This window comes from Streptomyces sp. NPDC002787, from assembly GCF_053592095.1.
Window position 1 is genome coordinate 1 of record NZ_JBSFVC010000060.1, and the last position, 23,544, is coordinate 23,544.

Genomic DNA, 23,544 nt, shown 5'->3' on the forward strand with positions numbered 1-23,544 from the left:
GCCGCCGGGGCCGCGGAAGTGGGCCGGCGGGGGGGGCCGCGGCCCCCCGGGGCGTGGCCCCGGGGGGGGGGGGGGGGCGCCGCGGTTGGCCCCGGGGGGCCCGGGCCCCCGCCCGCCCCGACCCCCCCGCGGGGGGGCCCCCCGCCCCCCCCCGCGGGGCCCTGGCCCGGAGGGGGCGTCACCTCCGCGCCAGGGCCCCGGCCTGCCGCAAGGCGTCTACACAACCCGTCCCCAGCCGTCGAGATCCCTTGGCAGAACCGCTCCAAGGAACACTTCCTGCGGTCGAGCAGATGTCCTACGACAGTCGGCAGGGACAGTACCTCCCTGCTGCCGGACCGAGACCCAACCGGTCATCCAGCCGGTCTCCACTGCCGCTGGAGTGGCCGCCCCGAAACTCGCGGTGACATCTTGGAAAGGGGCACTTCATGCCGGACTCAGGCGTCGTAAGGACGCGTCATGCGATCGATGTGGCGGCCGAGCCCAAGGCCGTGTACGAGCTGATCGTGGCGGCGGAGGACTGGCCGCACGTCTTTCCTCCCACCGTGCACGTGGAGAAGCTCGACTCGAACGGCCGCTCGGAACGGCTGCGGATCTGGGCCTTCGCGAACGGGGAGGTGCGGTCGTGGACCTCCCGCCGGGAACTGGATCCGAGTGCACTGCGCGTGACGTTCCGCCAGGAGGTGTCGTCGGCGCCGGTCGCGTCGATGGGCGGCGAATGGATCGTCGAGGCCGCGCCGGGCGGCAGCAGTGTCGTGCTGCTGCACGACTTCACCGTCGTCGACGACGACCCGGCGGACCGCGCGTGGGTGGAGCGGGCCGTCGACACCAACAGCGGCTCCGAGCTGGCCGCGCTGAAGGCGGCTGCCGAGTCCCTGGCGGCGGAGCCGAGGGCACTGCTGTCGTTCGCCGATCACGTCGACGTCTCGGGCCCGCGGCAGGAGGTGTACGACTTCCTGTGGCGAGCCGACCTGTGGGAAGAGCGGCTTCCGCATGTGCGCCGGCTCGTGCTGACCGAGCCCGGCGATGACCTGCAGACGGTGGAGATGGACACCCGCGCCGCCGACGGTTCGGTGCACACGACCAAGTCGGTACGCGTCGGCTTCGCACCGGACCGGCTCGTGTACAAGCAGATCCAGGTGCCGCCGCTGATGACCGCGCACACGGGCCGCTGGACCGTCGAGCCGACCGAGCACGGGGTGCGCGCCACCTCGCACCACACGGTCGTCCTGCGCCCCGAGCGGGTGCGAGAACTGCTGGGCCCCGAAGCCACCCTGGACACGGCCCGCGACCTCGTGCGCCAGGCCCTCGGCAGGAACAGCACGGCCACCCTCACCCTGGCCAAGGAGGCCGCGGAACGCGCCGTGTCCCGTTGACGTCGGGCGAACGGGAAAGGGCGGGGCCCCGGAGATCCGGGGCCCCGCCTCCGTGTTCCCGTTCAGCTTCCCGACAGGGAGGAGTTGACCAGTTCGACGAAGGCCCGGGGGGTCTCGGCGCCGTCCAGGTCCTCGTCGGGAAGGGCGACCCCGTAGGCGCGGGTGATACGGCCGGCCACCTCCAGCAGGGCGAGGGAGTCGTAGCCGAGGTCCGTGAACGACACGTCGGCGATGTCCCCGCTCAGGTCGACACCCTCGTCCTCGCCGGCCGACTCGCGCAGGATGCGGGTGAAGTCGTCGATGCTCAGTGCCGTGACCCCGTTGGCGCTCATGGTGGGTTCCTTCCGTTGGTTTCGTACGCGTTGGTGGGTCCACCGGTCGTGCCGGTGGTTCGGGTGGTCCTGTGGTTCCGGAGCCGCGGCGGTTCAGTTGGTGTGCGTGACCACCGCGGCCGCGTTGAAGCCGCCTTCGCCGCGGGCCAGGACCAGCGCCGCGTCACCGACGAGCGGGCGTGCTTCGCCCGTCACCAGATCCACGGGGCAGTCCGCGGCGACCGAGGTAACGTGCGCGGTCGGGGGGATGCTGCCGTCGCGCAGGGCGAGCAGCGCGGATACCAGGTCGAGGGCGGCACCGCCCGCGTACAGGCGGCCGGTCTGTGCCTTCGGTACCGCGACCCGCACCCCGCGGGCACCGAACACCGCGGCGACCGCGGCCGCTTCGGCACGGTCCGCCTCGGGTACGCCGGCCGCGTCCGCGAAGACGACGGCGATGGCGTCGGGCGTGCGGTCCGCGTCCGCGAGGGCGGCTCGGATCGCACGCTCCAGACCGTCGGCCCCGGGGTCGCGCGGATCGGGGTCGAACGTGGCCGCGTACCCGGCGAGTTCGCCGTACACGCGGGCACCGCGCTCCTCGGCGGACGCCGGGTCCTCCAGGACCAGGTACGCGCCGCCCTCGCCCGGGACATGGCCCGAGGCCGCCTCGTCGAAGGGCAGGTACGCGCGGTCGGGGCGGTCCTCGGTGCTGAGCCGGCCGGAGGCGAGCTGACCCGCGAGGCCGAGCGGGCACAGGGCGCCGTCGACCCCGCCCGCGAGCATCACCTTCGTGCCCTTGCGGATCTGCCGCCGCGCGTGCCCGATCGCGTCGAGCCCGCCGGCCTGGTCGGTGACGACGGCGCTGCTCGGGCCCTTCAGCCCGTGCCGGATCGAGATCTGACCGGTGTTGACGGCGTAGAACCAGGCGAAGGACTGGTACGCGCTGACGAACTGGCCGCCCTTGCTCCACAGGTTCTGCAACTCGCGCTGGCCGAACTCGAAGCCACCCATCGACGAGGCCGAGGAGACGCCCGCCTCGTAGGGTGACAGGGCCGTGAGATCGATGCCGCTGTCCTTCAGGGCCTCGTCCGCCGCGTACAGGGCGAGGCGGGTCATGTGGTCGGTCTGTGGCAGCAGCCGGCTCGGGATGTGCGCGGTGGCGTCGAAGCCGGGCACCTCGCCGGCGAGCCGCACCCGGTAACCGGAGGCGTCGAAACGGGTGATCTCCGCGATGCCGTTCGCGCCCTCGACGATGGCCGACCAGTGGGCGTCGGCGCCGAGGCCGGTGGGGGCGGCCACGCCGAGGCCGGTGATCACGGGGCGGGTGGCGGTGGCCGTCACGCGGCACTCCTTTCGGGACGGGCGAGGACGACGGCGCTCTGGAAACCGCCGAAGCCGCTGCCGACGCTGAGCACGGAGTCGACCCGGGCCTCCCGCGCGGTGTTCGGAACGTAGTCGAGGTCACACAGCGGGTCGGGCTCGTGCAGGTTCGCGGTCGGCGGGATCAGGCCGTTCTCCATCGCGAGGACACACGCGACGAGTTCGAGCGCGCCGATCGCGCCGAGCGAGTGCCCGATCATCGACTTGATGGAGCTGACGGGCACCCGGTGGGCGTGCTCGCCAAGCGACGTCTTGAACGCGGCGGTCTCGTGCCGGTCGTTCTGCTTGGTGCTGGAGCCGTGCGCGTTGACGTAGTCGATCTGCCCGGGCGCGAGCCGCGCCTCCGCGAGCGCGACCCGGATCGCCTCGGCCATCTCCGCGCCGTCCGAGCGCAGTCCCGTCATGTGGTACGCGTTGCTGAGCGTGCCGAATCCGGCGACCTCGGCGTAGATCCGGGCGCCGCGGCCCCGTGCGTGCTCCAGTTCCTCCAGGATCAGCACCGCGGCGCCTTCGCCGAGGACGAGCCCGTTGCGGGTGTTGTCGAAGGGGCGGGAGGCGTGCTCGGGGTCGTCGTTGCGGGGCGTGGTCGCCTTGATGGCGTCGAAGCAGGCGAGGGTGATCGGGGAGATCGGCGCGTCGGTGCCGCCCGCGACGATGACGTCGGCACTGCCCTCGCGGATCAGATCGGCACCGTGGCCGACGGCGTCGAGGCCCGAGGTGCAGCCGTCGGAGACCAGCGACACCGGGCCCTTGGCGCCGACCTCGCGGGCCAGTTCGGCGGCCAGCGAGCTCGGCACGAAGTGGTCGTAGAGCCGGGGCACGGCGTACGCGGGGTCGACGAGCCAGTGGGCGCCGCCGTCGCTCAGGACGACGTACTCGTTCTCCATCGACGTGGTGCAGCCCACCGCGCAGCCGAGCGACACACCCGTGTGCGTGGCCTGCGGGGTCGTGAGGTCGAGACCGGAGTCGGCCAGCGCCTCCCGGGCGGCGACCAGCGCGAACTGGCCCGCGCGGTCGAGCCTGCGCTCCTCCTGCGGGGAGAGTCCGGCCGCCGCGGGCTGGAGGTCGACCTCGGCCGCGACCTGGGAGCGGTACGGGGAGGCATCGAAGAGGGAGATGGTGCGGGTGGCCGTCCGCCCGGTCGACAGCAGATCCCAGTACCTCTTGATCCCTGTTCCCCCGGGCGCCACCGCACCGATTCCGGTTATGACGACGCGTCGTTCCATGGGCATCCTCACTCGCTGTCGGCGGGAACCGGCGCTCCGGCCCCTGGTCGCAACCGTGTCAAGCCGGTCTGGAGACCCGCTCGAACCGGCCTGGACACCTGTGCGGTCGCGTCGGCGGCCGGTCCTGCGGGTACGCTCGCGAGTTCGGCGAGGGCCCTGTCGAAGGCCTCGCGCTCGGCGTCGGGTCCGCCGGGGCGCGCGGGCAGCAGACCGACCGCACGGGAGCCCCCCTTCGCGACCCGCGGATGGCTGCGCGCGAGCGCGGTGAGCCCCTGTCCGGGGCCCGCCTCCGCGAGCACCACGTCCCGCTCGGCGAGCAGCACGTCGAGCGCCGGCCCGAACAGCACGGGACGCGCGGGCTGGAGCGCCCAGAACCGCGGGTCCCGGGCCCGTTCGTAGGTCAGGGGCCCGGGCTCGTACGCGGAGTGCAGCACCAACCCGGGCCGACGGATCGACACCGAGGCGAGCAGCGGCAGCGCGCGCAGGGCCGCTTCGGTGAGCACCGGGCTGTGGAACGGGTTGAGTGCGCGAGCCCTGCGGCAGGTGAAACCGTCGGCGCGCAGCTTCTCCTCGGCGGTGCGCAGACCGTCCTCGGGGCCGGCGAGCAGCACCTGGCGGGGCGCGTTGACGGCGCCGACGACGACCTCGTCCGTGGTGTACGGGGCGACCTCGTCGGGTCCCGCCCGCACGGCGAGCATGCCGCCCGGCGGGGTGCCGTCGAGCTGGGCGATGCGGTCCGCCATCAGGGCCACGGAGTCGGCCGGGTCGAAGACGCCGGCGAGGGTGGCCGCGGCGACCTCTCCGACGCTGTGCCCGAGCAGGGCCGCGGGCCGCACCCCGGCGTCGAGGACCGTCCGGCCGACAGCCCAGTTGAGCGAGAACAGCAGCGGCTGCGCGGTGCGCGGACCGTCGGCCTCCGGGCCGGTGCGCGCGGTGAGCCAGTCGGCGCGCAGGTCGAACCCCTGCGCACGCCACAACTCCAGAACCTCGTCCATGCGGGTCCGGAAGCCCGGGTGGGCGTGGTACAGGCCGACGCCCATGCCGGGCTGCTGCGCGCCCTGTCCGGGGAACAGCAGTACGGCCGGCTGCGGTGCGGTCACGGCGGGTCTCCTCTCTTCGCTGTCCCGCCATGCTGGGGGCGCTGCCTGGAGCCTCGGTCGACCCCGGGCACAACGGCCGCGGCCGGGCGGCGCGGCTCCCGCACGGCCCTCGTGCCGACCCGGAGCGGCCCCGGACCGGGCCGCTCCAGCCGTTCTGGACCGCTCGTCCACCGACCGGCCGGAGTGTTGTCCCCAGCCGGAGGCACGCGACCCGTCGCCCCGGCGCGCCGCGGGCAGAACGAAGGCCGCCGGACCGGGCACCACCCGGACCGGCGGCCGGCGGTGTCCGCGGGGTTCCCCTGGACAGCCGGTGAAAGGGCATCGGGACATGAGGTTCGACGACCTGTACATCGCCGGGGCCGCCGTGCACCTGGAGGGCAGGACCACCGTGGCGGAGGCGCTGCGGGACGGGCGGTGCGACGAACGCACCGCGACCCGCACCGGGATCGCCTCCGTGGCGGTGTCGACGGGCGCGTCCGCGCCCGAACTCGCGGTGGGCGCGGCACGGCAGGTGCTGGAGCGCACCGATACGCATCCCGCCGACATCGATCTGGTGCTGCACTCGACCGTGCAGCACCAGGGACACGACCTGTGGGCCCCCGCCTCGTACGTCCAGCGGTACGCGCTCGGCAACCGATGCCCCGCGATCGAGATCAAGCAGCTCTCCAACGGGGGCATGGCCGCGCTGGAACTCGCGTCCGGCTACCTCACCGGCGCGCCCGGCCGTACGGCCGGGCTGCTGACCACCGGCGACGTGTTCGCCGAACCCGGCTTCGACCGCTGGCGCAGCGACCCCGGCACCGTGTACGGGGACGCCGGCACCGCGCTCGTCCTCGGGCGGGGGCGCACGGGCTTCGCGCGGCTGCGCAGCCTCGTGACCGTGTCGGACGCCGATCTCGAGCAGATGCACCGGGGGCGGGACCCGTTCTCACCGGTGCCGTTCGCGATCCGGCAGCCGATCGATCTGGGGCTGCTGCAGCGGGCGTTCATCGAGGACACGGGGCGGTCGTACAGCGTCGCCCGGATCACGGCCGGGCAGGACGAAACGCTGAAGCGGGCGCTCGCCGAGGCGGACTGCACGCTCGCCGACCTCTCCTGGTTCGTGCTGCCGAACTTCGGGCGCGGCCGACTGAACTCGACGTTCCTGCGCCGCTGGAGCATCCCGGAGGAGCGCACCACCTGGCGGTGGGGCCGCTCGGTCGGTCACCTCGGGGCCGGCGACCAGTTCGCGGGCCTCGCATTCCTCGCCGAGTCGGGCCGGGCGCGCGCCGGTGAACTGGGCCTGCTGTTCGGGGTCGGCGCCGGTTTCACCTGGAGCTGCGCGATCGTGGAGTTCACGGGTACGGGCGCGGGAGAACCGGGGTCCGGGTGACCGCGCCGCACATGTGGCGCATGCTCGCCGAGCGGGTCGGGGCGGCACCCGGGACCACGGCGCGGCGGCGCGGCGGCGGAACGGCCGGGGCGGGCCGCTGGTCCGCAGCGGCCCGCCCCTTGTCTCCTCTTACCTCATGCCCTCTTGTTCTCTTGCCCCTGTCGCCCGGGTCAGGGCTGCGCCGGCGGGTTGACGACCGACTTCTCGATGGCCGCCGGTTCCAGCTGCCACTTCTTGAGGATCTTCGCGTACGTGCCGTCCTCGATGAGCTGGTTCACCGCCTCCTTCAGGGGTTCGGCGAGCGGGGAGCCCTTCTTGACGGCGAGACCGACGTTCTTGCGCTCGATCTCGTTGAGGTAGCGCAGGTCCGGCTGCTGGGTGGCCGCGTAGCGCAGCACGCTGGCCGTCGTCATCAGCACGTCCACCCGGCCCTGGCGCAGCGCGAGGAAGTGCGCGGCCGCGTCCGGGTAGGTACTGATCTCGATCGGCTCCTTGTCGTCGGCCGCGCATTCCTTGCTCGCCGCCTCGAGGTCCGCCTCGAACGTCGTCCCGGTGCCGGTGCCGACGCGCAGTCCGCAGAGCTGACCGAGGTCGTCGACCTTCTTCAGCTCGCTGTCGTCCCGCACCGCGAAGCCGGTGCCGTCGGTGACGTAGAGAACGAAGTCGAGCACCTGCTTGCGCTCCTCGGTCACGGCGAGGTTCGCGGTGCCGAGCTCGTAGCGGCCGGCGTTCAGGCCGGTGATGAGGGAGGCGCCGCTGACGTGCTTGCGCTCCACCTTCAGTCCGAGGACGCGGGCCACGGCCTCGGAGACGTCGATGTCGACGCCGCGCGGCGGGCCGCCGCCCTCGGGACTGAACGCGACGGGGGGCACGCCGATGCCGGATCCGATGCGCAGCACCCCCGACTCACGCAGCTTCGCGGGCAGGGCAGCGGAGATGGCGGATTCCTCGTGGACCGCCGAGACGACGTCCTCGCGGCCCAGGTCGGCGGCCCGGGTGTCCTCGGGGATCTCCTCCGTACCGGAGCCACAGGCCGCGAGGAGCAGGGTCAACAAGGTCGCCGTGGCGAGAGCCTGAGTGGTGCGCGGGCGACGTCCGCGCACGCCCGTGGGGCGCGCGGCCGGGGTTCGGGACATGGTGTCTCCTCGACGGTGCTGGGCTCTGTTCTGGGACGGGTGGGGCACGGTGAGAAGTGGGGAACCGGGCGCGGCCTCCCGTCGGTTGCGGGCGGCGCGGCCTCCGCGTCAGTTACGGGCCAGGAAGCGGACCGTGCGGTCGTTGCGCGGGGCGTCGAAGACCTCCTCCGGCGGGCCCGTCTCGACCACCCGGCCGTTGTCCATGAAGACGACCTGGTCGGCGATCTCCCGGGCGAACCGCATCTCGTGCGTGACGACGATCATCGTCATCCCGCCGTCGGCGAGTTCCCGGATCACCGTCAGCACCTCCCGGGTGAGTTCGGGGTCGAGCGCGCTGGTCGGCTCGTCGAACAGCATCGCCCTCGGTTCCATGGCGAGGGCCCGCGCGATCGCGGCCCGCTGCTGCTCCCCGCCGGAGAGCTGATGCGGACGGGAGGTCTCCTTCCCGGCGAGGCCGACCCGGGCGAGCAGGTCGCGGGCCCGTTCCTCGGCCGCGGCGCGCCTCAGCCCGAGAAGGGCACGCGGGGCCTCGGTGACGTTGCCGAGGACCGTCATGTGCGGGAAGAGCCGGAAGTTCTGGAAGACCATGCCGGTACGGGTCCGCTGCCGGGCGACCGCGCGGCGCGGCCGCTCGTAGAGCCGGTCGCCACGCCACTCGTAGCCGACGAGTTCGCCGTCGACGACGATGCGTCCCGCGTCGATGCGCTCCAGCCGGTTGACGCACCGCAACAGGGTGCTCTTGCCCGACCCGGAGGGGCCGATGACACAGGTGACGGTGGACTCGGGAACGGTGAGCGAGACGTCGTCCAGCACGGTCAGCCCGCCGAACGACTTGTGGACACCGACTGCCTCGATCATCCTCGGTCCCCCGTGGCGTAGCGGCGTTCGACGAAGTGCTGGACGACGCTGAGCAGCGTGGTCAGCAGCAGGTACCAGAGCGTGGCCACCAAGAGCAGCGGGATGACCAGGTAGTTGCGGTTGTAGATCAGCTGGGTCGCGTACAGCAGGTCCTGCACGGCGATGACGCTGACGATGGATGTGCCTTTCAGCAGCCCGATGATCTGACTGCCGGCGGGCGGCAGGATCGCGGGCATGGCCTGCGGCAGCACGATCCGGCGGAAGGTCCGCCAGCCGCCGAGGCCGAGGGCCTCCGCGGCCTCGGTCTGGTCGCGGCCGACGGACAGGATGCCGGCCCGGACGATCTCGGCCAGCTGCCCGGCTTCGTGGAGGACCAGCCCGATGACGGCGGCCGTGAGGCCGCTGATCATCCGCTCGGTGGAGAACTCGGTGAACGCGGGCCCGAACGGGATGCCGAGCGACAACTCGGGGTACAGCAGCGAGATGTTGTACCAGAACAGCAGTTGCACCAGCATCGGCACCGAGCGGAACAGCCAGGTGTAGCCGAAGCTCAGCGTCACGAGGACCGGGTTGCGGGACAGCCGCATCACGGCGAGCGCGGTGCCGAGGACGAAGCCGCCGGTGAAGGCGACCGCGGTCAGCCACAGCGTGGTGCCGAGTCCGGCGAGCACCGCGTCCGCGGAGAGGTACTTGGCGACGACGTCCCAGCGGAACGCGTCGTTCGTGACCAGGGCGTTGAGGGCCATCGCCAACAGCACGAGGCCCGCCGCGGCGGCCATCCAGCGAAGCGGGCGGGGGCGGGGCCGCGCGGACGCCGCGTCGGCCCCGTCCGCCGCCTTCCGGCCCGGCCCGCCGGTTCCGTCCGAACGGAACCTGCGGGCGCGGGACATACGGTCCTCGCCGCCGGTGCCGTCGCCCGGGCCGGTGCGTCCGTGCTCGGTACGCAGGGAAACCATCGGCGGTCCGTCCTCAGTCGTTCGACGCGTAGTGCGGCAGAAGGTGCTCGGCGAACAGGCGCATGGTGCGGGCCGACTCCTCGAAGGGCATGGCACCGGAGATGACCTGGAGGCTGATCGTGAAGTCGCCGAACCAGCCGCGGATCTCGTCGATCGCGGCCCGTACCTCGTCGGGGGTGCCGACGAGCGCCTTGCGTTCGGCGACGGCGCGGTCGAAGTCGCCGCGGCCCGCCTTCTCCACGATCTTCTCGTAGCCGGGGTAGTCGGTGCTGCGGGTCTCGCGCCACGCGGACACCGCGGACGCGAGGGCCTGGTTGGCCCGCTCGGAGGCCTGCCTGCCCTTCTCGTGGGCCTCCTGGCCGTCCTCGGCGAGGTAGCAGTTGTAGCTCATGTGGATGTCCTCCTCGGTGGGCTTGAAGCCCGCGGCGGAGGCGGCGTCGCGGTACAGGGCGAGCGTCTTCTGCACCTGTTCGCGGGGGTTGATGGAGGGGACGAGCATCACACCGTGCCCGGCGCGGCCCGCCGCCTCCGCGGACGCGGCCGTCTTCGCGGTGGCGACGAGGATGCGCGGATGCGGGCGCTGCCAGGTGCGCGGAAGCATGGTGACCGGGCCGAAGCGGTGGAAGGTGCCCTCCCAGACGACGTCCTCCTCCGCCCAGAGCCGGCGGACGGCCTCGACGCCCTCGTCGAAGCGGGCCCGGCTCTCGTCCATCGAGACCTCGAACGCGGTGAACTCGTCGGGCAGGAACGCCCGTCCGAAGCCGACGTCCAGGCGGCCCTGGGAGATGTTGTCGAGCATGGCGAGCTTGCCGGCGAGCTTCAGCGGGTGCGTGAAGACGGGAAGTACGGCGCCGGTGACCAGGCGGACGCGGCGGGTGCGGGCCGCGGCGGCGGCGAGGAAGGTCACCGGGTCCGGGCTGTAGCCGCCGTACTCGTGGAAGTAGTGCTCGACGGTCTTGACGTGGTGGAAGCCCAGTTCGTCGGCGAGTTCGGCCAGCCGAAGCGACTCCTCGAAGTGCTGTCCGGCGGATTTCTCCGCAGGTCCCACGGTGGGGAAGAGGTTGATGCCGAACTTCATGGAGTCCCCTCGATGTGATGGCTGGACGGACAGTGCGTGCGGCACGGCTGAGGCCCGCGACCCGCGACGGCCGGCTAGTCGGCCGTCGCGGTGCCGGACAGGGCGGGTACGGGCAGATGGATGTAGTCGCGTTCGTGGTAGAGCATCGGCGCGCGGCCGTGCACGACGGCGCCCTCGATCCGGCCCAGGAACACGGTGTGGTCGCCGGCCGGTATCTCCTGGTGCACAAGGCACTCGGCGGCGGCGCTGAGGTGGTGCGCGGGCAGCAGCGGCGCTTCGGCGGCACGTCCGGAGGGCCGCCAGTCGAGCCCGGCGAACTTCTGGGTGCTCTTGCCGGCGAAGCGCTCCGAGAGCCGTTCGTTGTGCACGGCGAGGAAGTTGACCGCGAAGCCGCCCGAGTGCCGGATGGCAGCGAGGGTCCGCGACCCGGTGCCCACGCACACGAGCAGCAACGGCGGTTCCATCGACACGGAGGTGACGGCGCTGGTCGTCAGACCGCTCGGCCGGCCGTCGAGGCCCGCGGCGGTGACAACGCAGACCGCGGCCGGGTGTGCGCTGAACATCGCGCGGAACAGTTCGTCATCGATCGCCATGGGTCTGTAGCTCCTCCCTTGCCCGCTCAGGCTGTCGGTCGTCGCTGGAGGGCGGGTCCATACCCTCTGGAGGAGGCTTCCGGGCCGTTCTCCTCCAGCACCTTCGCCAGCAGCGCCGTCGCGTTGCGATGCAGCGGGAAGTCGGTGCCGGGGGGCAGGATGCCGCTCTCGTCGAGCAGCCGGGCCACGCGCGCGGTGACGACGCAGAACCGGTACGCGGCGAACACCTCGTGGTACGGAAGGTCGCGCGCGGTGCGCCCGACGCGCTCCTCCCAGCGGGCCACGGTCTCGGCCCGGCCGGGCAGTCCGGGGAGCCGGGGCGCGCCGATGCCCTCGCTGAGATGCCGGTCCATGTGCAGGTACCAGGCGAGGTCGGCCTCGGCGGGCCCCAGCGCGGCCATCTCCCAGTCGAGCAGCGCGGCGGGCCGCGTCCCGGCGTAGATGATGTTGCCGATCCGGGCGTCGCCCCAGAGCAGCGACGCCGGCCCCTCGTCGTCGGGCACGTGGGCGCGCAGCCAGTCGAGAGCGGCCGCCGCGGTCGTGTTGTCGTCGGCGACCCCGTAGAAGTCGAGGTGGTGCGTGAAGTGCCGCAGCAGTTGCGCCGAACCGGTGGGGCCGAACTCGGGCCGGTCCAGGAAGCCGACGCCGGTCTCCTTCGGGTCGAGACGGTGGACGGCGGCGAGCGCGTCCACTCCTCCGTTCCACACGGCGGCCCGGTCCGCGGGCGACAGCCGGGTGAGCCAGCCCTGCCGGTGGTAGGAGGGCAGATCGGCGGGCACCTGTCCGTCGACGCGTTCCATGACGAGGAACGGCGCGCCCAGGTATTCGGCGGAGGGCTCGTCCCACAGCACCCGCGGTACGGGCAGGCCGGTGTCGCCGAGCAGCTTCAGCAGCCGTACTTGGTCGTCCCAGAAGTCCTCGGGGAAGACCCGGTGTCCGGTCGGGGCGACCCGGACCGCGAGCGACCGCCGCCGACGGGTGCCGCCCTCGGTCCATTCGGCGTCGAACAGCAGGATCTCACCGGAGAAGCCGGCCTCCTTCGGCACGGTGACGGGTCCGAGCTCGACCGCGCCGATCTCGGCGGAGCGGGTGCCGAACCAGTGGGTGAGCACGGCGCGGGTCAGGTCGGGGTCGCGTTGCAGGGGTACGGGCACGGGATGGCCTCCTTACGCCCGGCGCCGGCCGGGTACGGACGGTAGGGCGGGCGGAAAGGGGACGACGACGCTGCCGCCGCGCCGGATCTCGGTCTGCAGCCGCCTGATCGCGGGGCCCGGTGCGACGCCCAGGTCGCGGGCGAGCCGACCGGTGAGCCGGGACGCGACGTCGAGCGCGTCACCGACCCGGCCGGTCTGGTGGAGCGCGGTCATGTAGCGGGCGTGCAGTGCTTCGTGGGTGGGGTGGCGCCGGGTGAGGACGGCCAGTTCGGCGAGCACGTCGCGATGGCGTCCGAGCCGGAGCCGCACGTCGAGGTACATCTCGTGGACCTCCAGGCGGCGCCGCTCCCAGTGGGTGACGGCGGACTGGAGTACCGGTCCGGTGCGCACGTCGGCGAGGACGGGCCGGCTCCACAGGGCGAGGGCGTCGCGCAGCAGCCGCGCCACGGTGGCGTCGTCGTCGGCGGCCCGGCCCGCCTGCTCGACGAGCTGCTCGAACCTGAGCAGGTCCAGTTCCTCGGGCCGTACCACGATGAGGTAGCCCTGCCCGGTCGTCCTGAGCCGGTCGTGGGCGGCCTCGCGGGAGCCGATGGACGGCATGCGGGCCAGCAGCCGGCGCAGGTGCATCACGTATGTCTGCAGGGTGGTGGCCGCGCTGGGCGGTGGGTGCTCGCCCCAGATCTCGGTCACACAGGTGCGGACGGGAATGACCTCGCCCGCGTGAAGCAGCAGCAGTCCGAGCAGCTGGCGCTGCTTGGGCGCGGTGGGCAGATGGCGGCCATCGCTGTCCTCCACGGACAGCCCCCCGAGCACGCCGAATTCCATCGTGGTTCCTCTCTTCGCCTGGTGCGGTGGTTCAGAAGCGGTTTCCGTTGCTTCTCCAGCGGCGCTCCACCGGGTGTCGGCCCAATGGACGGGCGGGGAGCCGAGGTGGTGCGGGACAGGTGGAGGGGTCATGCCGGGAACTGTGGTGACGGTGGCCGACGGAGTGCACGCGTATGTGCAGGAACCGGCCGGCTGGTGTGTGAACAACGCCGGGATCGTCGTGGGCGGAGACACGGTCCTCGTCGTCGACACGGCGGCCACCGAGAAACGGGCGCTCGCGCTGCGGGACGCCGTGGACTCGCTGGCGCCGGGCCCGCGCCGGATCCTGGTGAGCACCCACCACCACGGCGACCACACCTTCGGCAACCATGTGTTCTCCGGCCCGCACACGCTGCTGGTCAGCCATGAGGCCGGTCCCGCCGAACTGGTGCGCAAGGGCACGGCGTTGCAGTCGATGTGGCCGCAGGTCGAGTGGGGCCACACCCCGACCGTGCTGCCGACGCTGACCTTGCGCGAGCGTGCCACCCTGCATCTCGGCGGCATCACCGCGCAACTGATCCATCCCGGTGTGGCGCACACCTCGGACGACCTGGTGGTGTGGCTGCCCGAGCGGCGGGTGCTGTTCGCGGGCGACCTGGTGTTCTCCGGGGCCGCGCCGTTCGTGCTGATGGGTTCGCTCGCCGGGTCCCTCGCGGCGCTCGCTCGGCTGCGGGAGCTCGATCCGCTGGTCGTTGTCGGGGGGCACGGCCCCGTCGGCGGGCCCGAACTGCTCTCGTTCACCGAGGACTACCTGCGCTGGGTCGCGGCGCTCGCCCAGCGGGGTCTCGCGGACGGGCTGAGCCCCCTGGAATCGGCGACGCGCGCCGACGAGGGCGCGTTCGCCGCCCTGCTGGACCGCGAGCGGCTGGTCGGCAACCTCCACCGTGCCTACCACGAGGCGGGCGGCGGCGCGCCCGGCGCCCGTATCGAGTCGGCGCCGGCGATGCGCGAGATGGTCGCCTTCAACGGCGGCCACCCCCTGCGCAGCCCGGCCTGACGGCTGGTACGGCTCCGGGCGCCCCGGTACGGAGGTGTCCATGCCCCGCAGCGTTTCGGCGCCCGCTGGAGCGGGACTCCAGGTGCGCTGGACGACGCCCGCGGGTGGTTCCCCGCACCAAGGCTTCTCCAGTCCTCCTCCGCCGAGGCGCGAGCCGTGCCGCACATGCTCGGCGAAGTCCCGAAGCCGATGTTGTGGAGGAGAGATGAAACTGCGTGGCAGGACCGCCGTCGTCACCGGGGGGACCCGGGGGCTCGGCCGGGACGTGGCGCTCGCACTCGCCGGTGCGGGCGCCACCGTCGTGGTGGCCGCACGGGAGGTCCCGGACGACCCGGGCGACGGGCTGATCGCACTGAAGGCGGACGTGACCGCACCGGACTCGGTGGCGGCGCTGATGGACACGGTCCACGAGCGGTACGGGGGTCCGCACATCGTGGTGGCGAACGCGGGCCTGAGCCGCCCGGGCCCGGTCGCCGCGCTGTCCGTGGAGCACTGGAGCGAGGTCGTCGACACGAACCTGCACGGCGTGTTCCACACCGTGCGGGCGGCCCTGCCGTACGTGCGTGAGACGCCGGGCGGCCGGGTCGTCACCATGTCCTCCCTCCTGGGTTCGCGGGCCATGCCGGGCGCCGCGGCGTACTGCGCGTCGAAGGCGGCCGTCGAGGCGTTCACCGCCGTGGCCGCGCTGGAGCTGGCCGCGGACGGGGTGACCGTGAACTGCGTGGCGCCGGGCTACATCGACTCCGGCATGGGCAAGGCACTCATCGGCAACGAGGCGCTGTGGCCGAAGCTCGCCCCCTCGCTCGCGGCCGGGCGTCCCGGTACGGGCGACGAGGTGGCCCAGGCGGTGCTGTTCCTGGCCTCGCCGGAGAGCAGTTACGTCAATGGTCAGGTGCTGCGCGTGGACGGTGGTGTGCGCTGAGCGCGTCCCCTCGGGACACCGTGGGCCGGCGCGTGGCGTACGCGCCGGCCCGCGGTCCCGTCCGGCTCAGACCTGGGCGGCCTGGCCCTCTCGCACCGGCAGGCTCAGGTGCGGCTCGCCCTTGATGAGCCCGGTGAGCGCGTCGAGCCGGCGGCGGAACTCCGGCTCCGCGAGGGCCTTGCGGAAGGTGTCCTCGTCGTCCCACTCGGCGATGTTGAAGTAGACGGAGTCGTCCTTGGTGGACCGTACGAGGGAGTAGCGGATGAGGCCCGGCTGGGTCTCCATGAAGGCTCCGACGGCCTCGTAGAGGTTCTCGAACTTCTCGGCGTCGCCGATCAGGGTGAGCTTGTTGACGAACACGACGGCCATGGTGGTCTCCTCGGGTGGATGCTCGTGGGCAGGTGGTCGTGGGGCGGCCCGCCGGCGCGGTGCCGTACGGCGGGCGCCGGTCAGCTCGCGGTGCCCGCCGCGCTGGCGGCGAGGACCGGGTAGTCGGTGTAGCCCTGGCCGCCGCCCTCGTAGAAGAACCGCGGGTTCCAGGCATTGAGCGGGGCGCGGGTGCGCAGCCGCTCGGGCAGGTCGGGGTTGGCGAGGAACTGGCGGCCGAAGGACAGGAGCCCGGCACCGTGGGCGAGGGCCTTGTCGGCGGCGGCGAGCGTGCCGTCGGCGTCGAGCGGTCCGGTGCCGGCGTTGATGACGACGGTGTGCGGCCACCGCCGGCTCAGCTCGTGGACGAGGTCCGGATCGCTGCCCGCGACGAAGTGGACATGGCCGAGGCCGAGTGCGGCGAGCGCGTCCAGCAGCACCGGGTACACCTCGGCCCGGTCCGGCTCGGACATGTCGTTGAGCGGGAAGCCCGGGGAGAGCCGGATGCCGGTGCGTTCCGGCCCGATCTCCGCGGCGACGGCCCGGGCGACCTCGACGGGGAACCGGATGCGGCCCTCGGCGTCGCCGCCGTACTCGTCCTCGCGCACATTCGTCACCGGCGACAGGAACTGGTGCGGCAGATAGCCGTTGGCGCCGTGGATCTCGACGCCGTCGAAGCCGATGCCGGCGGCGGTGCGGGCACAGCGCACGAAGTCCTCGATCGTGGCGGCGATGTCGTCGCGGGTCAGAGGCCGCGGTACCGGATAGGCGGGCTTGCCGTCGAAGACCCGGGCGATGCCATCGGCCCGCACTGCGGACGGCGCCACGGGGGTCTCGCCGTGCAGGTCGGGGTGGCTGACCCGGCCCGCGTGCATGATCTGGAGGTACATCCGCCCACCCGCATCGTGCACGGCGTCGACGACCCGGGCCCAGGCGCGGGCCTGTTCGGCGGTGTGCAGCCGGACGCTGTGGGCGTGGCCGACGGCGACCGGGCTCGGGTGGGTGGCCTCGCTGATGATGAGTCCGGCGGCGGCGCGCTGCGCGTAGTACTCGGCCATGACCGGCAGCGGTGTGCCGTCGGCGGTGGTGCGGCCGCGGCCCATCGGGGACATGACGAGCCTGTTCGGCAGGGTGAGGCCGCCGAACGGGATCGGGTCGAACAGGCCGCTCATGCCCCGGCTCCGGCGACGGCTTCGCGTCCGGTGACGGTCTCGGCGCCGTCGTGGCTGATGTAGCGGCTGCGGACGAACCAAGTCCCGGCACGGCGCTCCAGGACGTCCTCGGCGGTCGTGCTCAGGTACAGCCGGGGTTCGCCGCCCTTCGGGGTCTCGAAGACGACGGCGTAGTAGCGGGTGCGCACGACGCCGGGCTCGACGGGCTCGGCGGCGACCATGCCGAACCAGTGGCGGCGGGTCAGACCGCGCGCGGCGAGCGCGTCGATGCCCTTGCGCATGCCGGCGGCGATGTCCGCCCGGCCGCGCTTGACACCGGGCTTGACGTTCTGGGCGAACGTGCCGTCCTCGGTGAACTGCTCGGCCCACTCCTCCGCCCGGCCGGCGTCCAGCAGCTGCGCGTGCCCGGCGTAGAACTGGGTGATGGCCGCGTAGTCCAGGTCGGACACGGTTTCCGTGTCCGGAGGTGCGGTCCGTGTCACGGTCTTCCTCCTGTGCCTCGTGGGCGCCGGTCGGGCGCCGGGGTCCGGGCCACCTTCGCCGGTTCCGGTGGAGCGGGCATGGAGTCCGGCTCCACGCGCACGGCGTCGCGCTCGGTGGTCAGCCGGCCGGGCGCAGCGGTACGGGCGTGCTGTCCGGCCCCGGCAGATACACGGACTCCGTCACGGGCACGGAGTTGAGCAGATCGGCGTGCAGGTCCCGCATCCGGGCCGAGGGCTCCAGGCCGAGTTCGGTGCTGAAGGTGCGGCGGAGCCGGGCGAACACCTCCAGGGCGTCGGCGGTGCGCCCGGACCGGGAGAGGGCGATCATCAGCTGGGCGTGCAGGTTCTCGTATGTGGGGTATTGGCGGGTGAGCACGCGGAGTTCGCTGATGAGCCGGTGGTGACGGCCGATCCGCAGGTCGGCGTCGATGCGTTGTTCGAGGGCGGCCAGCCATGTCTCGCGCAGTCCGCTGAGCCGGGTGCGCAGCAGCGGTCCGCAGGTCACGTCGGCGAGCGCCTTGCCCGACCACAGTCCGAGGGCGCGGTGCAGCAGTTCGGCCTCGCGGGTGTGGTCGCCGACGATCCGGGCGAGGGACGCCTGCTCGACGAGCTTCTCGAACTGGTGCAGGTCCAGCTGGCCGGTGCCGACGGCGAGGAGGTAGCCGCGGTCACGGGTCTCCAGGTACATCCCCGCCGGGGCGCCGGTGACGGTCGCGGCGCTTCTGAGGGTCTTGCGTATCTGCATCACATACGTCTGGAGTGTGGAGTGCGCGCTGTGCGGGGGCGAGTCCGCCCACAGCTCGTCCACGCATTCGTCCACGGTGACGACCTGCCCGGCGTGGAGCAGCAGCAGGGACAGGAGCTGACGCTGCTTCGGGGCCCGCGGGGTGACGGTGCGCAGACCGTCGGTGAGGGTGAGCGTGCCGAGAATTCGTGCGTACATCGCGCCTCCAGGACTGGCTGGATGGGTTACAGGCACCATCGTGGCCGCTGGATCTTGCGCCTCACTTTCGGCGGCCTTTCACCCCGGCGGGAGTTTCCCTTCGCACGTCGTCGCAGGGCACGGCCGTCATGAAGCCGCAACACGACGTTGACGAACCGGCCCGGAACGCTCAGGGGTGCCCTTCGCGAAGGGCACCCCTGTCACTTCTCCCGCCACCTTCACGCACTGCATTCCGGAAACAGTGCGCGGAGGCTGTCGGACACCTCGGGCAGGTCCGTGCCGCTGCCGTCCGCGAGCTTTTCGCCGGTGTGCTCCGGGTGTTCCCGGCCGGGAGCGGTGTCGGTGCGCCGGCACAGCTCCTCGGCCTGGGCGCGGAGGAGGAGCAGCCCGGATCCGTCGGCGACGGTGACCGCGCGCATGCCGAGCTCGTACGCCTCGGCAGGCCGGCCGCCCGCGAGTTCGAGCCGCCCGAGGCCGATGAGCGCGTGGGCCTCGGACTGGGGGTGGCCGATGCGTTCGGCGATGGCGAGGGTGCGGGTGAACTCCTCGCGGGCGTCGGCGGATCTGCCCCGGATGAGGTGCAGTCCGCCCAGGGTGTTGCGGGCGTTGGCCTCCAGGGCGACATAGCCGTGGTCGCGGGCGATGACGACGGCGCTCTCGGCGTGCTGGTAGGCGAGGTCGACATAGCTGTTGCAGGCGTAGACCTGGGCGAGCCCGTAGGAGGCGAGAACCGTGGAGTGGGGGGCGTTGAACTCCTTGCTGAGCGACAGCGCGAGGCTGAGGTTGGCCATGGCCGCGTCCCATTCGCGCAGGTCGGCGTGGACGGCACCGAGCCGGGCCAGCACCTCGGGGCGGGAGCGCTGGACGCCGTCCTCGTCGAGGATCGCGGCGGCGCGGCTGAAGTGGGCCTCGGCCGCGTGCAGCCGGCCCTGGCTGTGCCGGGCCATGCCCAGGTACATCAGTCCGCGGGCCTCGACAGGCCGCAGCTCCAGGTGCCGGCTGATCTCCAGGCCGCGTTCCAGCAGGGTGACGGCGCTGTCGATGTGCTTGGTGGGCCGCTGGAGCTGGTTCATCGCGATGGCGTTGACGGTGACGGCCTCGAAGTCGCGCACGCCGAGCCGGATGAACTGGCGGTGCGCGGCACGCAGTTCGCGGGCCGCGTCCGGGAGCCGGTTGAGGCCCTGGAGAGCGAGCCCGGCGCTGAGCCGCATCACGGCGGTGACCCGCTGGTCGCCGAGCGAGATCGCGGCGCGCAACCCGGCCTGAGCGATGGTGAGCCAGTCGGTCTGGAGCCGGCCGAGGGTGAAGTAGCCGCGGAGCATGTCCACGAGGCGGACGCACACCTCGTCCAGGTGCTCGTCGGCGGCGCGGACGACGAGGGCGACGAGGTTGGACTGCTCGGCGCGCAGCCACTCCTGCGCGGCCCGGGGCTCGACCTCGGGTCCCGGGCCGTGGGGGTCGGGCCGGAACACCCGCAGGAAGCCCGGGTAGCAGGACCGCACGGCCTCGTCGGTGCGGCGCAGGTACCAGCGGCACAGCCGGTTCAGGGCCTGCCGCCGGTCGGCGGGACCGTCCTCCTCGACGCCCCGCTCGGCCGCGTACAGGGCGATGAGGCTGTGGAAGCGGTAGGTGTCCTGGGACGAGACCTCGATGAGCTGGGCCGCCGCGAGCTTGTCGAGGAGCTGGTCGGCCACTTGGGGTTCGCAGTCGGCGAGTTGGGCGGCGGTACGGGCAGTGAAGGCCATGTCGCCGACGACGCCGAGCAGCCGGAAGAACCGGCGGGACAGCGCGGGCAGCGACTCGTAGGCGACGCTGAACGCGGCCCGTACGGCGGTCGACGGGCTGTCGCCGAGGGCGAGGAGTTCCAGCGGGTCGCCCTCGCGCAGCGCCTCGGCGAAGGACTCGACGGACCGCCAGGGCCGTCCGGCCAGGTGTCCGGCGGCGATGCGCAGGGCGAGCGGAAGCCGGCCGCACAGTTCGACGAGTTCGGTGACGGCCGTGGCGCACAGGGCCTCCGGGGCCCGGCCGAGAACGGCGGTGAGTACTTGCTCCCCCTCCTTCTGCGACAGCAGGCCGAGGGTGAAGCTGCGGGCGCCGTAGACGGCGACGAGGTCGGGCCGGTACTCGCGGTGCAGGGCGAGCACGGCGCAGCTCGGCGAACCGGGCAGCAGGTCGGGGACCTGTTCGCTGTCGTTGACGTCGTCGATGACGATGAGCACGCGCCGGTCGGCGAGCCGGCTGCGGAGCACGCCGGTGAGCTGGTGCCGTTCGGTGGGCAGTACGGAGACGTCGGCGCCGGAGGCGTGCAGCAGTTCGGCGATGATGTCGTACACGGGCCGGGCTCCGCCGCGGGCGTCGTGGAGGCGGATGTACCACTGTCCGTCGGGGTAGGCCGGGCTGAGCCGGTGCGCGGCCCGCAGCGCGAGCGCGGTCTTGCCGACGCCGGGCGGGCCGACGAGGCTGACCAGCGGTACGGCCGCGCGCTGGCGTGGCGTGAGCGCGGCGACGACCTCCTCCAGCAGTTCCTCCCGTCCGACGAAGTGGGTGGCCTCGGGCGGGAGTTGGCGCTGCACCACCCAGGGCGCTCTGGGGTTGGTGGGTTGTACTCCGGCCGGCCGGTGGACCTCGCGGACCGCGTACGCACGTCGGCCCGAGGGTCCGGCCTGGGGGGTGTGGAGTTCACCGGTCTCGGCGAGCAGCTGCCGGTGCAGCTCCTGGAGTTCCTGCCCCGGCGGGAGTCCGAGTTCACGGTCGAGCATCCGGTAGTAGTCGCGATACTCCTCCAGCGCCGCGGCGACCTGCCCGGTGCGGTGCAGAGCCCGCATCAGGTACTCGCGCAGCCGTTCCCGTAGCGGGTGTTCGCCGGCGAGTGCGCGCAGCTGCGGGATGATGTCGGCGCTGCCGCCGAGGTCGAGGACGAGCGCGAAGCGCCGTTCGACGAGGGTGAGGCGTTCCTCCGCGAGCTGCGGCACGGCCTCGGTCTGGAGCGAGGCGGAGGGCACGGTCTCGAAGGGATCGCCGCGCCATTCGGCGAGCGCCCGTTCCAGGGCGGCGAGTTCCCGGGCGGTGTCCCCTTGGCGGCGGGCGACGCGGGCCTCGTCGGCCGCCTTCCGGTAGCGGGTGAGGTCGAGTGCGGCCGGATCCATCGCGAGCCGGTAGCCGCCCGGGTGGGTCTCGATGACCGGAGGGTCACCGAGGTCGAGTGATTCACGCAGCAGTGCCCGCAGCCGGGTGGTGTGGACGTGCAGCGCGGCACGGGTGTCTCGTGGTGGCTGGTCGTCCCAGAGCCTGCGGATGAGTTCGTCGGAGGTGACCACCTGGTCGGCCCGCAGCAGCAGGGATGCGAGGAGCACCCGCTGCTTGGGGGACGAAACAGTCAGTTCTCTTCCCCCCGTGCGGACCGCCAGGGGTCCGAGTATCCGGAAGTCGTAGATCGAAGCGTGTTCCCCATTCAAGCGCACACCTGCCCCGTCGGTCCCCCTGTGCACGGTCAACCGTGCACGGCGCCACAGTAGAACGTGCTTGCGTACGAGGCCGCCACGTGTGATCCAGGCCACATTCGGCGGGCCGGTGTGTCATATGGTTCAGGACATTTTTCGTCCGGCCGTCCGCCTCCGCCTCGTTTCACGCGGTGCGGTCGCCGCCGCCCTCCCCGGCCAGCCCGAAGCGCCGCGCGAGCAGTTCGTAGGAGCGCATGCGATCCCGGGGCGAGTGGATCGTGGAAAGCACCATGAACTCGTCGATCTCCAGCGCCTCGGTCATGGACGTGAGCTCCTTGTGCACGTGGTCGGGGTCGCCGACCACGCACCTCGGCCACTCGGCCACCTCGTCCGCGAGCGGTTCCGCCTCGCCGCGCAGCCCGTCGAGCGCGGCCTCCGGGGACGGCAGTGGCAGCAGCAGCCCACGGCCCATGCGCAGCCGGAAGAGCCGCTGGCTGGCGAAGACCCGCTGGGCCTCCCCCCCGGTGGGCCCGCAGTACACCCCGATACCGATCTGCACACGCGGCCGCACCCCCTCGCGGCTGTCGAAAGCGCCGCGGTACGCCTCGACGACGGAGCGGGTGGCATCGGGCCGGCCGAAGTGGGCTATGGACACGGGCAGCCCGAGCCGGGCGGCGAGTTCGGCGCTCTGCGGGCTCGCGACCAGCAGCCACACCTCGGGCGCGCCCGCGGTGGGCATGAGCTGGATGCGCCCGTACGGGTGCCCGTCGGGGAAGCCGCCGTGCAGGAAGGCGAGGAGTTCGGCGAGCTTGCCGGGGAAGTCCCCGTCCCCGCCGCCCCCGGAGGTACCGGGGGCGAGCGCGTGCGCCTCGATGCTGCCGGCGCCGATGCCGCGGCCGACGCCGAGGTCGATCCGGCCGGGCGAGAGCGCACCGAGCACCCGGAACACCTCGGCGACCTTCAGCGGGCTGTAGTGCGGCAGCAGCACCCCGCCGGAGCCGACTCGGATGCGGTGGGTCTCGGCAGCGACCCTGGCGGCCATGATCTCCGGGGCGGGGCCCGCGAAGGAGGGCGTGGCGTGATGCTCGGCGAACCAGTAGCGGTGGTAGCCGAGCCGGTCCGCGAGACGTGCCAGATCCAGGGAGTTGTGCAGGGCGGTGGCCGGGGTGGATCCCTCCGGCACGACGGACTGGTCCAGGACGGACAGTTTCACGCTGGTCTCCTTCACGGACAGGGCCGAAAGGAGGGGGTGACGCGCTTAAGGGGTGGCGGCTCCCGCCGCGGTGTGCCGGACGCGGGAGACGAGCGATGCCCAACGGTCGTCGAACGAGGCGACATCGAGCAGTCCGGTCAGCTCCTCACGGCAGCGGGCCTCGGCCCGCTCACCGCGCTCGGCACCCTCGGGCGTCAGCATGCAGTACACACCGCGGCGGTCGTGCTCGCAGGAGACCCGGGTCGTGAGGCCCTTCTTCTCCAGGCGGGTGACGAGCCGGCTCATGGACGACTGGTCGAGCCCGACCGCGGTGGACAGCTCCTGCACCCGGGTGCCGCGCTCGTGACCGTGCCGCAGCTCGATCAGCACCATCAGCTCGGGCAGGGAGATCTGGTGCTCGCTCGCGAGCATCCTCTCCAGCGACTGGTTGAGCTGACCGACCATCAGCGTCAGCCGACGCCACAGGTCGAACTCACCGGGACGCCCTCCACGGTCATCGGCCGACATGTCCGCCTCCCCTTCGCTCGCTCCCCCTCCACTATAGCCATCTCCATGCATAGACCATGTCTATGCATGCATTTTTCAAGCGCTTTCCTTCACAGCCTGCC

The 23,544-nt window shown here is 72.5% G+C and carries 22 protein-coding genes; 4 read left to right on the top strand and 18 right to left on the bottom strand.

Features of this window, described 5'->3' with window-relative positions:
- Positions 1 to 425 precede the first annotated feature (425 nt).
- Positions 426 to 1,373: an aromatase/cyclase gene (locus ACWD26_RS42305; RefSeq protein WP_451278803.1), complete on the top strand. Its 948-nt coding sequence runs from the start codon at positions 426 to 428 to the stop codon at positions 1,371 to 1,373.
- A 62-nt stretch (positions 1,374 to 1,435) separates the two neighbouring features.
- Here the strand turns inward: ACWD26_RS42305 and ACWD26_RS42310 are convergent, their stop codons facing one another.
- The 4 genes from ACWD26_RS42310 to ACWD26_RS42325 all read right to left on the bottom strand — a co-directional run bounded on the left by ACWD26_RS42310 (position 1,436) and on the right by ACWD26_RS42325 (position 5,390).
- Positions 1,436 to 1,705: an acyl carrier protein gene (locus ACWD26_RS42310; RefSeq protein ID WP_383898822.1), complete on the bottom strand. Its 270-nt coding sequence runs from the start codon at positions 1,703 to 1,705 to the stop codon at positions 1,436 to 1,438.
- Positions 1,706 to 1,798: 93 nt separating this feature from the next.
- A complete protein-coding gene (locus ACWD26_RS42315) occupies positions 1,799 to 3,025 on the bottom strand; it encodes a ketosynthase chain-length factor (protein ID WP_451278805.1) in 1,227 nt (408 codons plus the stop codon).
- Positions 3,022 to 4,290, bottom strand: coding sequence for a beta-ketoacyl-[acyl-carrier-protein] synthase family protein (locus tag ACWD26_RS42320; protein ID WP_451278807.1), 1,269 nt, complete (start codon positions 4,288 to 4,290; stop codon positions 3,022 to 3,024). Before ACWD26_RS42320 ends, ACWD26_RS42315 begins: the two co-directional genes overlap by 4 nt.
- Positions 4,291 to 4,298: 8 nt before the next feature.
- Entirely contained in the window at positions 4,299 to 5,390 is a 1,092-nt protein-coding gene (locus ACWD26_RS42325; RefSeq protein ID WP_451278809.1) for an acyltransferase domain-containing protein, read from the bottom strand.
- Positions 5,391 to 5,718: 328 nt separating this feature from the next.
- Between ACWD26_RS42325 and ACWD26_RS42330 the strand changes: the two genes are divergently transcribed.
- Entirely contained in the window at positions 5,719 to 6,762 is a 1,044-nt protein-coding gene (locus ACWD26_RS42330; RefSeq protein WP_451278811.1) for a ketoacyl-ACP synthase III family protein, read from the top strand.
- A gap of 170 nt (positions 6,763 to 6,932) precedes the next feature.
- On the opposite strand, the gene ACWD26_RS42335 is transcribed toward ACWD26_RS42330, so the two are convergent.
- From ACWD26_RS42335 to ACWD26_RS42365, 7 genes are all read right to left on the bottom strand, one after another.
- The gene (locus tag ACWD26_RS42335; protein ID WP_451278813.1) at positions 6,933 to 7,898 is read right to left on the bottom strand and encodes an ABC transporter substrate-binding protein; all 966 of its coding nucleotides are present in this window, start codon (positions 7,896 to 7,898) and stop codon (positions 6,933 to 6,935) included.
- Positions 7,899 to 8,006: 108 nt separating this feature from the next.
- Positions 8,007 to 8,756: an amino acid ABC transporter ATP-binding protein gene (locus ACWD26_RS42340; protein ID WP_451278815.1), complete on the bottom strand. Its 750-nt coding sequence runs from the start codon at positions 8,754 to 8,756 to the stop codon at positions 8,007 to 8,009.
- Positions 8,753 to 9,712, bottom strand: coding sequence for an amino acid ABC transporter permease (locus ACWD26_RS42345; RefSeq protein ID WP_451278816.1), 960 nt, complete (start codon positions 9,710 to 9,712; stop codon positions 8,753 to 8,755). Before ACWD26_RS42345 ends, ACWD26_RS42340 begins: the two co-directional genes overlap by 4 nt.
- A 13-nt stretch (positions 9,713 to 9,725) precedes the next feature.
- Entirely contained in the window at positions 9,726 to 10,790 is a 1,065-nt protein-coding gene (locus ACWD26_RS42350; protein WP_451278818.1) for an LLM class flavin-dependent oxidoreductase, read from the bottom strand.
- 74 nt (positions 10,791 to 10,864) lie between these two features.
- Positions 10,865 to 11,383: a flavin reductase family protein gene (locus ACWD26_RS42355; RefSeq protein WP_451278820.1), complete on the bottom strand. Its 519-nt coding sequence runs from the start codon at positions 11,381 to 11,383 to the stop codon at positions 10,865 to 10,867.
- A 26-nt stretch (positions 11,384 to 11,409) separates the two neighbouring features.
- Positions 11,410 to 12,537, bottom strand: a complete 1,128-nt coding sequence (locus ACWD26_RS42360; protein WP_451278822.1) for a phosphotransferase family protein — start codon at positions 12,535 to 12,537, stop codon at positions 11,410 to 11,412.
- Positions 12,538 to 12,549: 12 nt separating this feature from the next.
- Positions 12,550 to 13,362 (bottom strand): AfsR/SARP family transcriptional regulator, encoded by an 813-nt coding sequence (locus ACWD26_RS42365; protein WP_451278824.1) that lies wholly within the window; start codon positions 13,360 to 13,362, stop codon positions 12,550 to 12,552.
- Positions 13,363 to 13,492: 130 nt separating this feature from the next.
- Here ACWD26_RS42365 and ACWD26_RS42370 point away from each other — a divergent pair, with 130 nt between their 5' ends.
- Together ACWD26_RS42370 and ACWD26_RS42375 are read left to right on the top strand one after the other, a co-directional pair.
- Positions 13,493 to 14,398 (top strand): MBL fold metallo-hydrolase, encoded by a 906-nt coding sequence (locus ACWD26_RS42370; RefSeq protein ID WP_451278826.1) that lies wholly within the window; start codon positions 13,493 to 13,495, stop codon positions 14,396 to 14,398.
- Between the two features lie 205 nt (positions 14,399 to 14,603).
- Positions 14,604 to 15,320 carry an SDR family NAD(P)-dependent oxidoreductase gene (locus ACWD26_RS42375; protein ID WP_451278828.1) on the top strand — a complete coding sequence of 239 codons (717 nt, stop codon included), beginning with the start codon at positions 14,604 to 14,606 and terminating at the stop codon, positions 15,318 to 15,320.
- Positions 15,321 to 15,386: 66 nt separating this feature from the next.
- Here the strand turns inward: ACWD26_RS42375 and ACWD26_RS42380 are convergent, their stop codons facing one another.
- From ACWD26_RS42380 to ACWD26_RS42410, 7 genes are all read right to left on the bottom strand, one after another.
- Positions 15,387 to 15,689, bottom strand: a complete 303-nt coding sequence (locus ACWD26_RS42380; RefSeq protein WP_451278830.1) for an antibiotic biosynthesis monooxygenase family protein — start codon at positions 15,687 to 15,689, stop codon at positions 15,387 to 15,389.
- Between the two features lie 80 nt (positions 15,690 to 15,769).
- Positions 15,770 to 16,858, bottom strand: coding sequence for an alkene reductase (locus ACWD26_RS42385; RefSeq protein ID WP_451278832.1), 1,089 nt, complete (start codon positions 16,856 to 16,858; stop codon positions 15,770 to 15,772).
- Positions 16,855 to 17,340, bottom strand: coding sequence for a nuclear transport factor 2 family protein (locus tag ACWD26_RS42390; RefSeq protein WP_451278834.1), 486 nt, complete (start codon positions 17,338 to 17,340; stop codon positions 16,855 to 16,857). The genes ACWD26_RS42385 and ACWD26_RS42390 overlap by 4 nt, the downstream gene beginning before the upstream one ends.
- Before the next feature lie 118 nt (positions 17,341 to 17,458).
- Complete coding sequence (locus ACWD26_RS42395; protein ID WP_451278836.1) at positions 17,459 to 18,283, bottom strand: AfsR/SARP family transcriptional regulator; 825 nt, start codon at positions 18,281 to 18,283, stop codon at positions 17,459 to 17,461.
- A 218-nt stretch (positions 18,284 to 18,501) separates the two neighbouring features.
- Positions 18,502 to 21,771, bottom strand: a complete 3,270-nt coding sequence (locus tag ACWD26_RS42400) for an AfsR/SARP family transcriptional regulator (RefSeq protein ID WP_451278856.1) — start codon at positions 21,769 to 21,771, stop codon at positions 18,502 to 18,504.
- A 136-nt stretch (positions 21,772 to 21,907) separates the two neighbouring features.
- Positions 21,908 to 22,936 (bottom strand): LLM class flavin-dependent oxidoreductase, encoded by a 1,029-nt coding sequence (locus ACWD26_RS42405; protein WP_451278838.1) that lies wholly within the window; start codon positions 22,934 to 22,936, stop codon positions 21,908 to 21,910.
- A 45-nt stretch (positions 22,937 to 22,981) separates the two neighbouring features.
- Positions 22,982 to 23,443, bottom strand: coding sequence for a MarR family winged helix-turn-helix transcriptional regulator (locus ACWD26_RS42410; protein WP_451278840.1), 462 nt, complete (start codon positions 23,441 to 23,443; stop codon positions 22,982 to 22,984).
- Positions 23,444 to 23,544 lie beyond the last annotated feature (101 nt).

Coding starts and splice junctions, on each gene's coding strand:
- ACWD26_RS42305 (WP_451278803.1), top strand. CDS start 426: ATGCCGGACTCAGGCGTCGTAAGGACGCGTCATGCGATCGATGTGGCG.
- ACWD26_RS42355 (WP_451278820.1), bottom strand. CDS start 11,383: ATGGCGATCGATGACGAACTGTTCCGCGCGATGTTCAGCGCACACCCG.
- ACWD26_RS42380 (WP_451278830.1), bottom strand. CDS start 15,689: ATGGCCGTCGTGTTCGTCAACAAGCTCACCCTGATCGGCGACGCCGAG.
- ACWD26_RS42410 (WP_451278840.1), bottom strand. CDS start 23,443: ATGTCGGCCGATGACCGTGGAGGGCGTCCCGGTGAGTTCGACCTGTGG.
- ACWD26_RS42365 (WP_451278824.1), bottom strand. CDS start 13,362: ATGGAATTCGGCGTGCTCGGGGGGCTGTCCGTGGAGGACAGCGATGGC.
- ACWD26_RS42340 (WP_451278815.1), bottom strand. CDS start 8,756: ATGATCGAGGCAGTCGGTGTCCACAAGTCGTTCGGCGGGCTGACCGTG.
- ACWD26_RS42350 (WP_451278818.1), bottom strand. CDS start 10,790: ATGAAGTTCGGCATCAACCTCTTCCCCACCGTGGGACCTGCGGAGAAA.
- ACWD26_RS42375 (WP_451278828.1), top strand. CDS start 14,604: ATGAAACTGCGTGGCAGGACCGCCGTCGTCACCGGGGGGACCCGGGGG.
- ACWD26_RS42395 (WP_451278836.1), bottom strand. CDS start 18,283: ATGTACGCACGAATTCTCGGCACGCTCACCCTCACCGACGGTCTGCGC.
- ACWD26_RS42370 (WP_451278826.1), top strand. CDS start 13,493: ATGCCGGGAACTGTGGTGACGGTGGCCGACGGAGTGCACGCGTATGTG.
- ACWD26_RS42330 (WP_451278811.1), top strand. CDS start 5,719: ATGAGGTTCGACGACCTGTACATCGCCGGGGCCGCCGTGCACCTGGAG.
- ACWD26_RS42335 (WP_451278813.1), bottom strand. CDS start 7,898: ATGTCCCGAACCCCGGCCGCGCGCCCCACGGGCGTGCGCGGACGTCGC.
- ACWD26_RS42310 (WP_383898822.1), bottom strand. CDS start 1,705: ATGAGCGCCAACGGGGTCACGGCACTGAGCATCGACGACTTCACCCGC.
- ACWD26_RS42385 (WP_451278832.1), bottom strand. CDS start 16,858: ATGAGCGGCCTGTTCGACCCGATCCCGTTCGGCGGCCTCACCCTGCCG.
- ACWD26_RS42320 (WP_451278807.1), bottom strand. CDS start 4,290: ATGGAACGACGCGTCGTCATAACCGGAATCGGTGCGGTGGCGCCCGGG.
- ACWD26_RS42345 (WP_451278816.1), bottom strand. CDS start 9,712: ATGGTTTCCCTGCGTACCGAGCACGGACGCACCGGCCCGGGCGACGGC.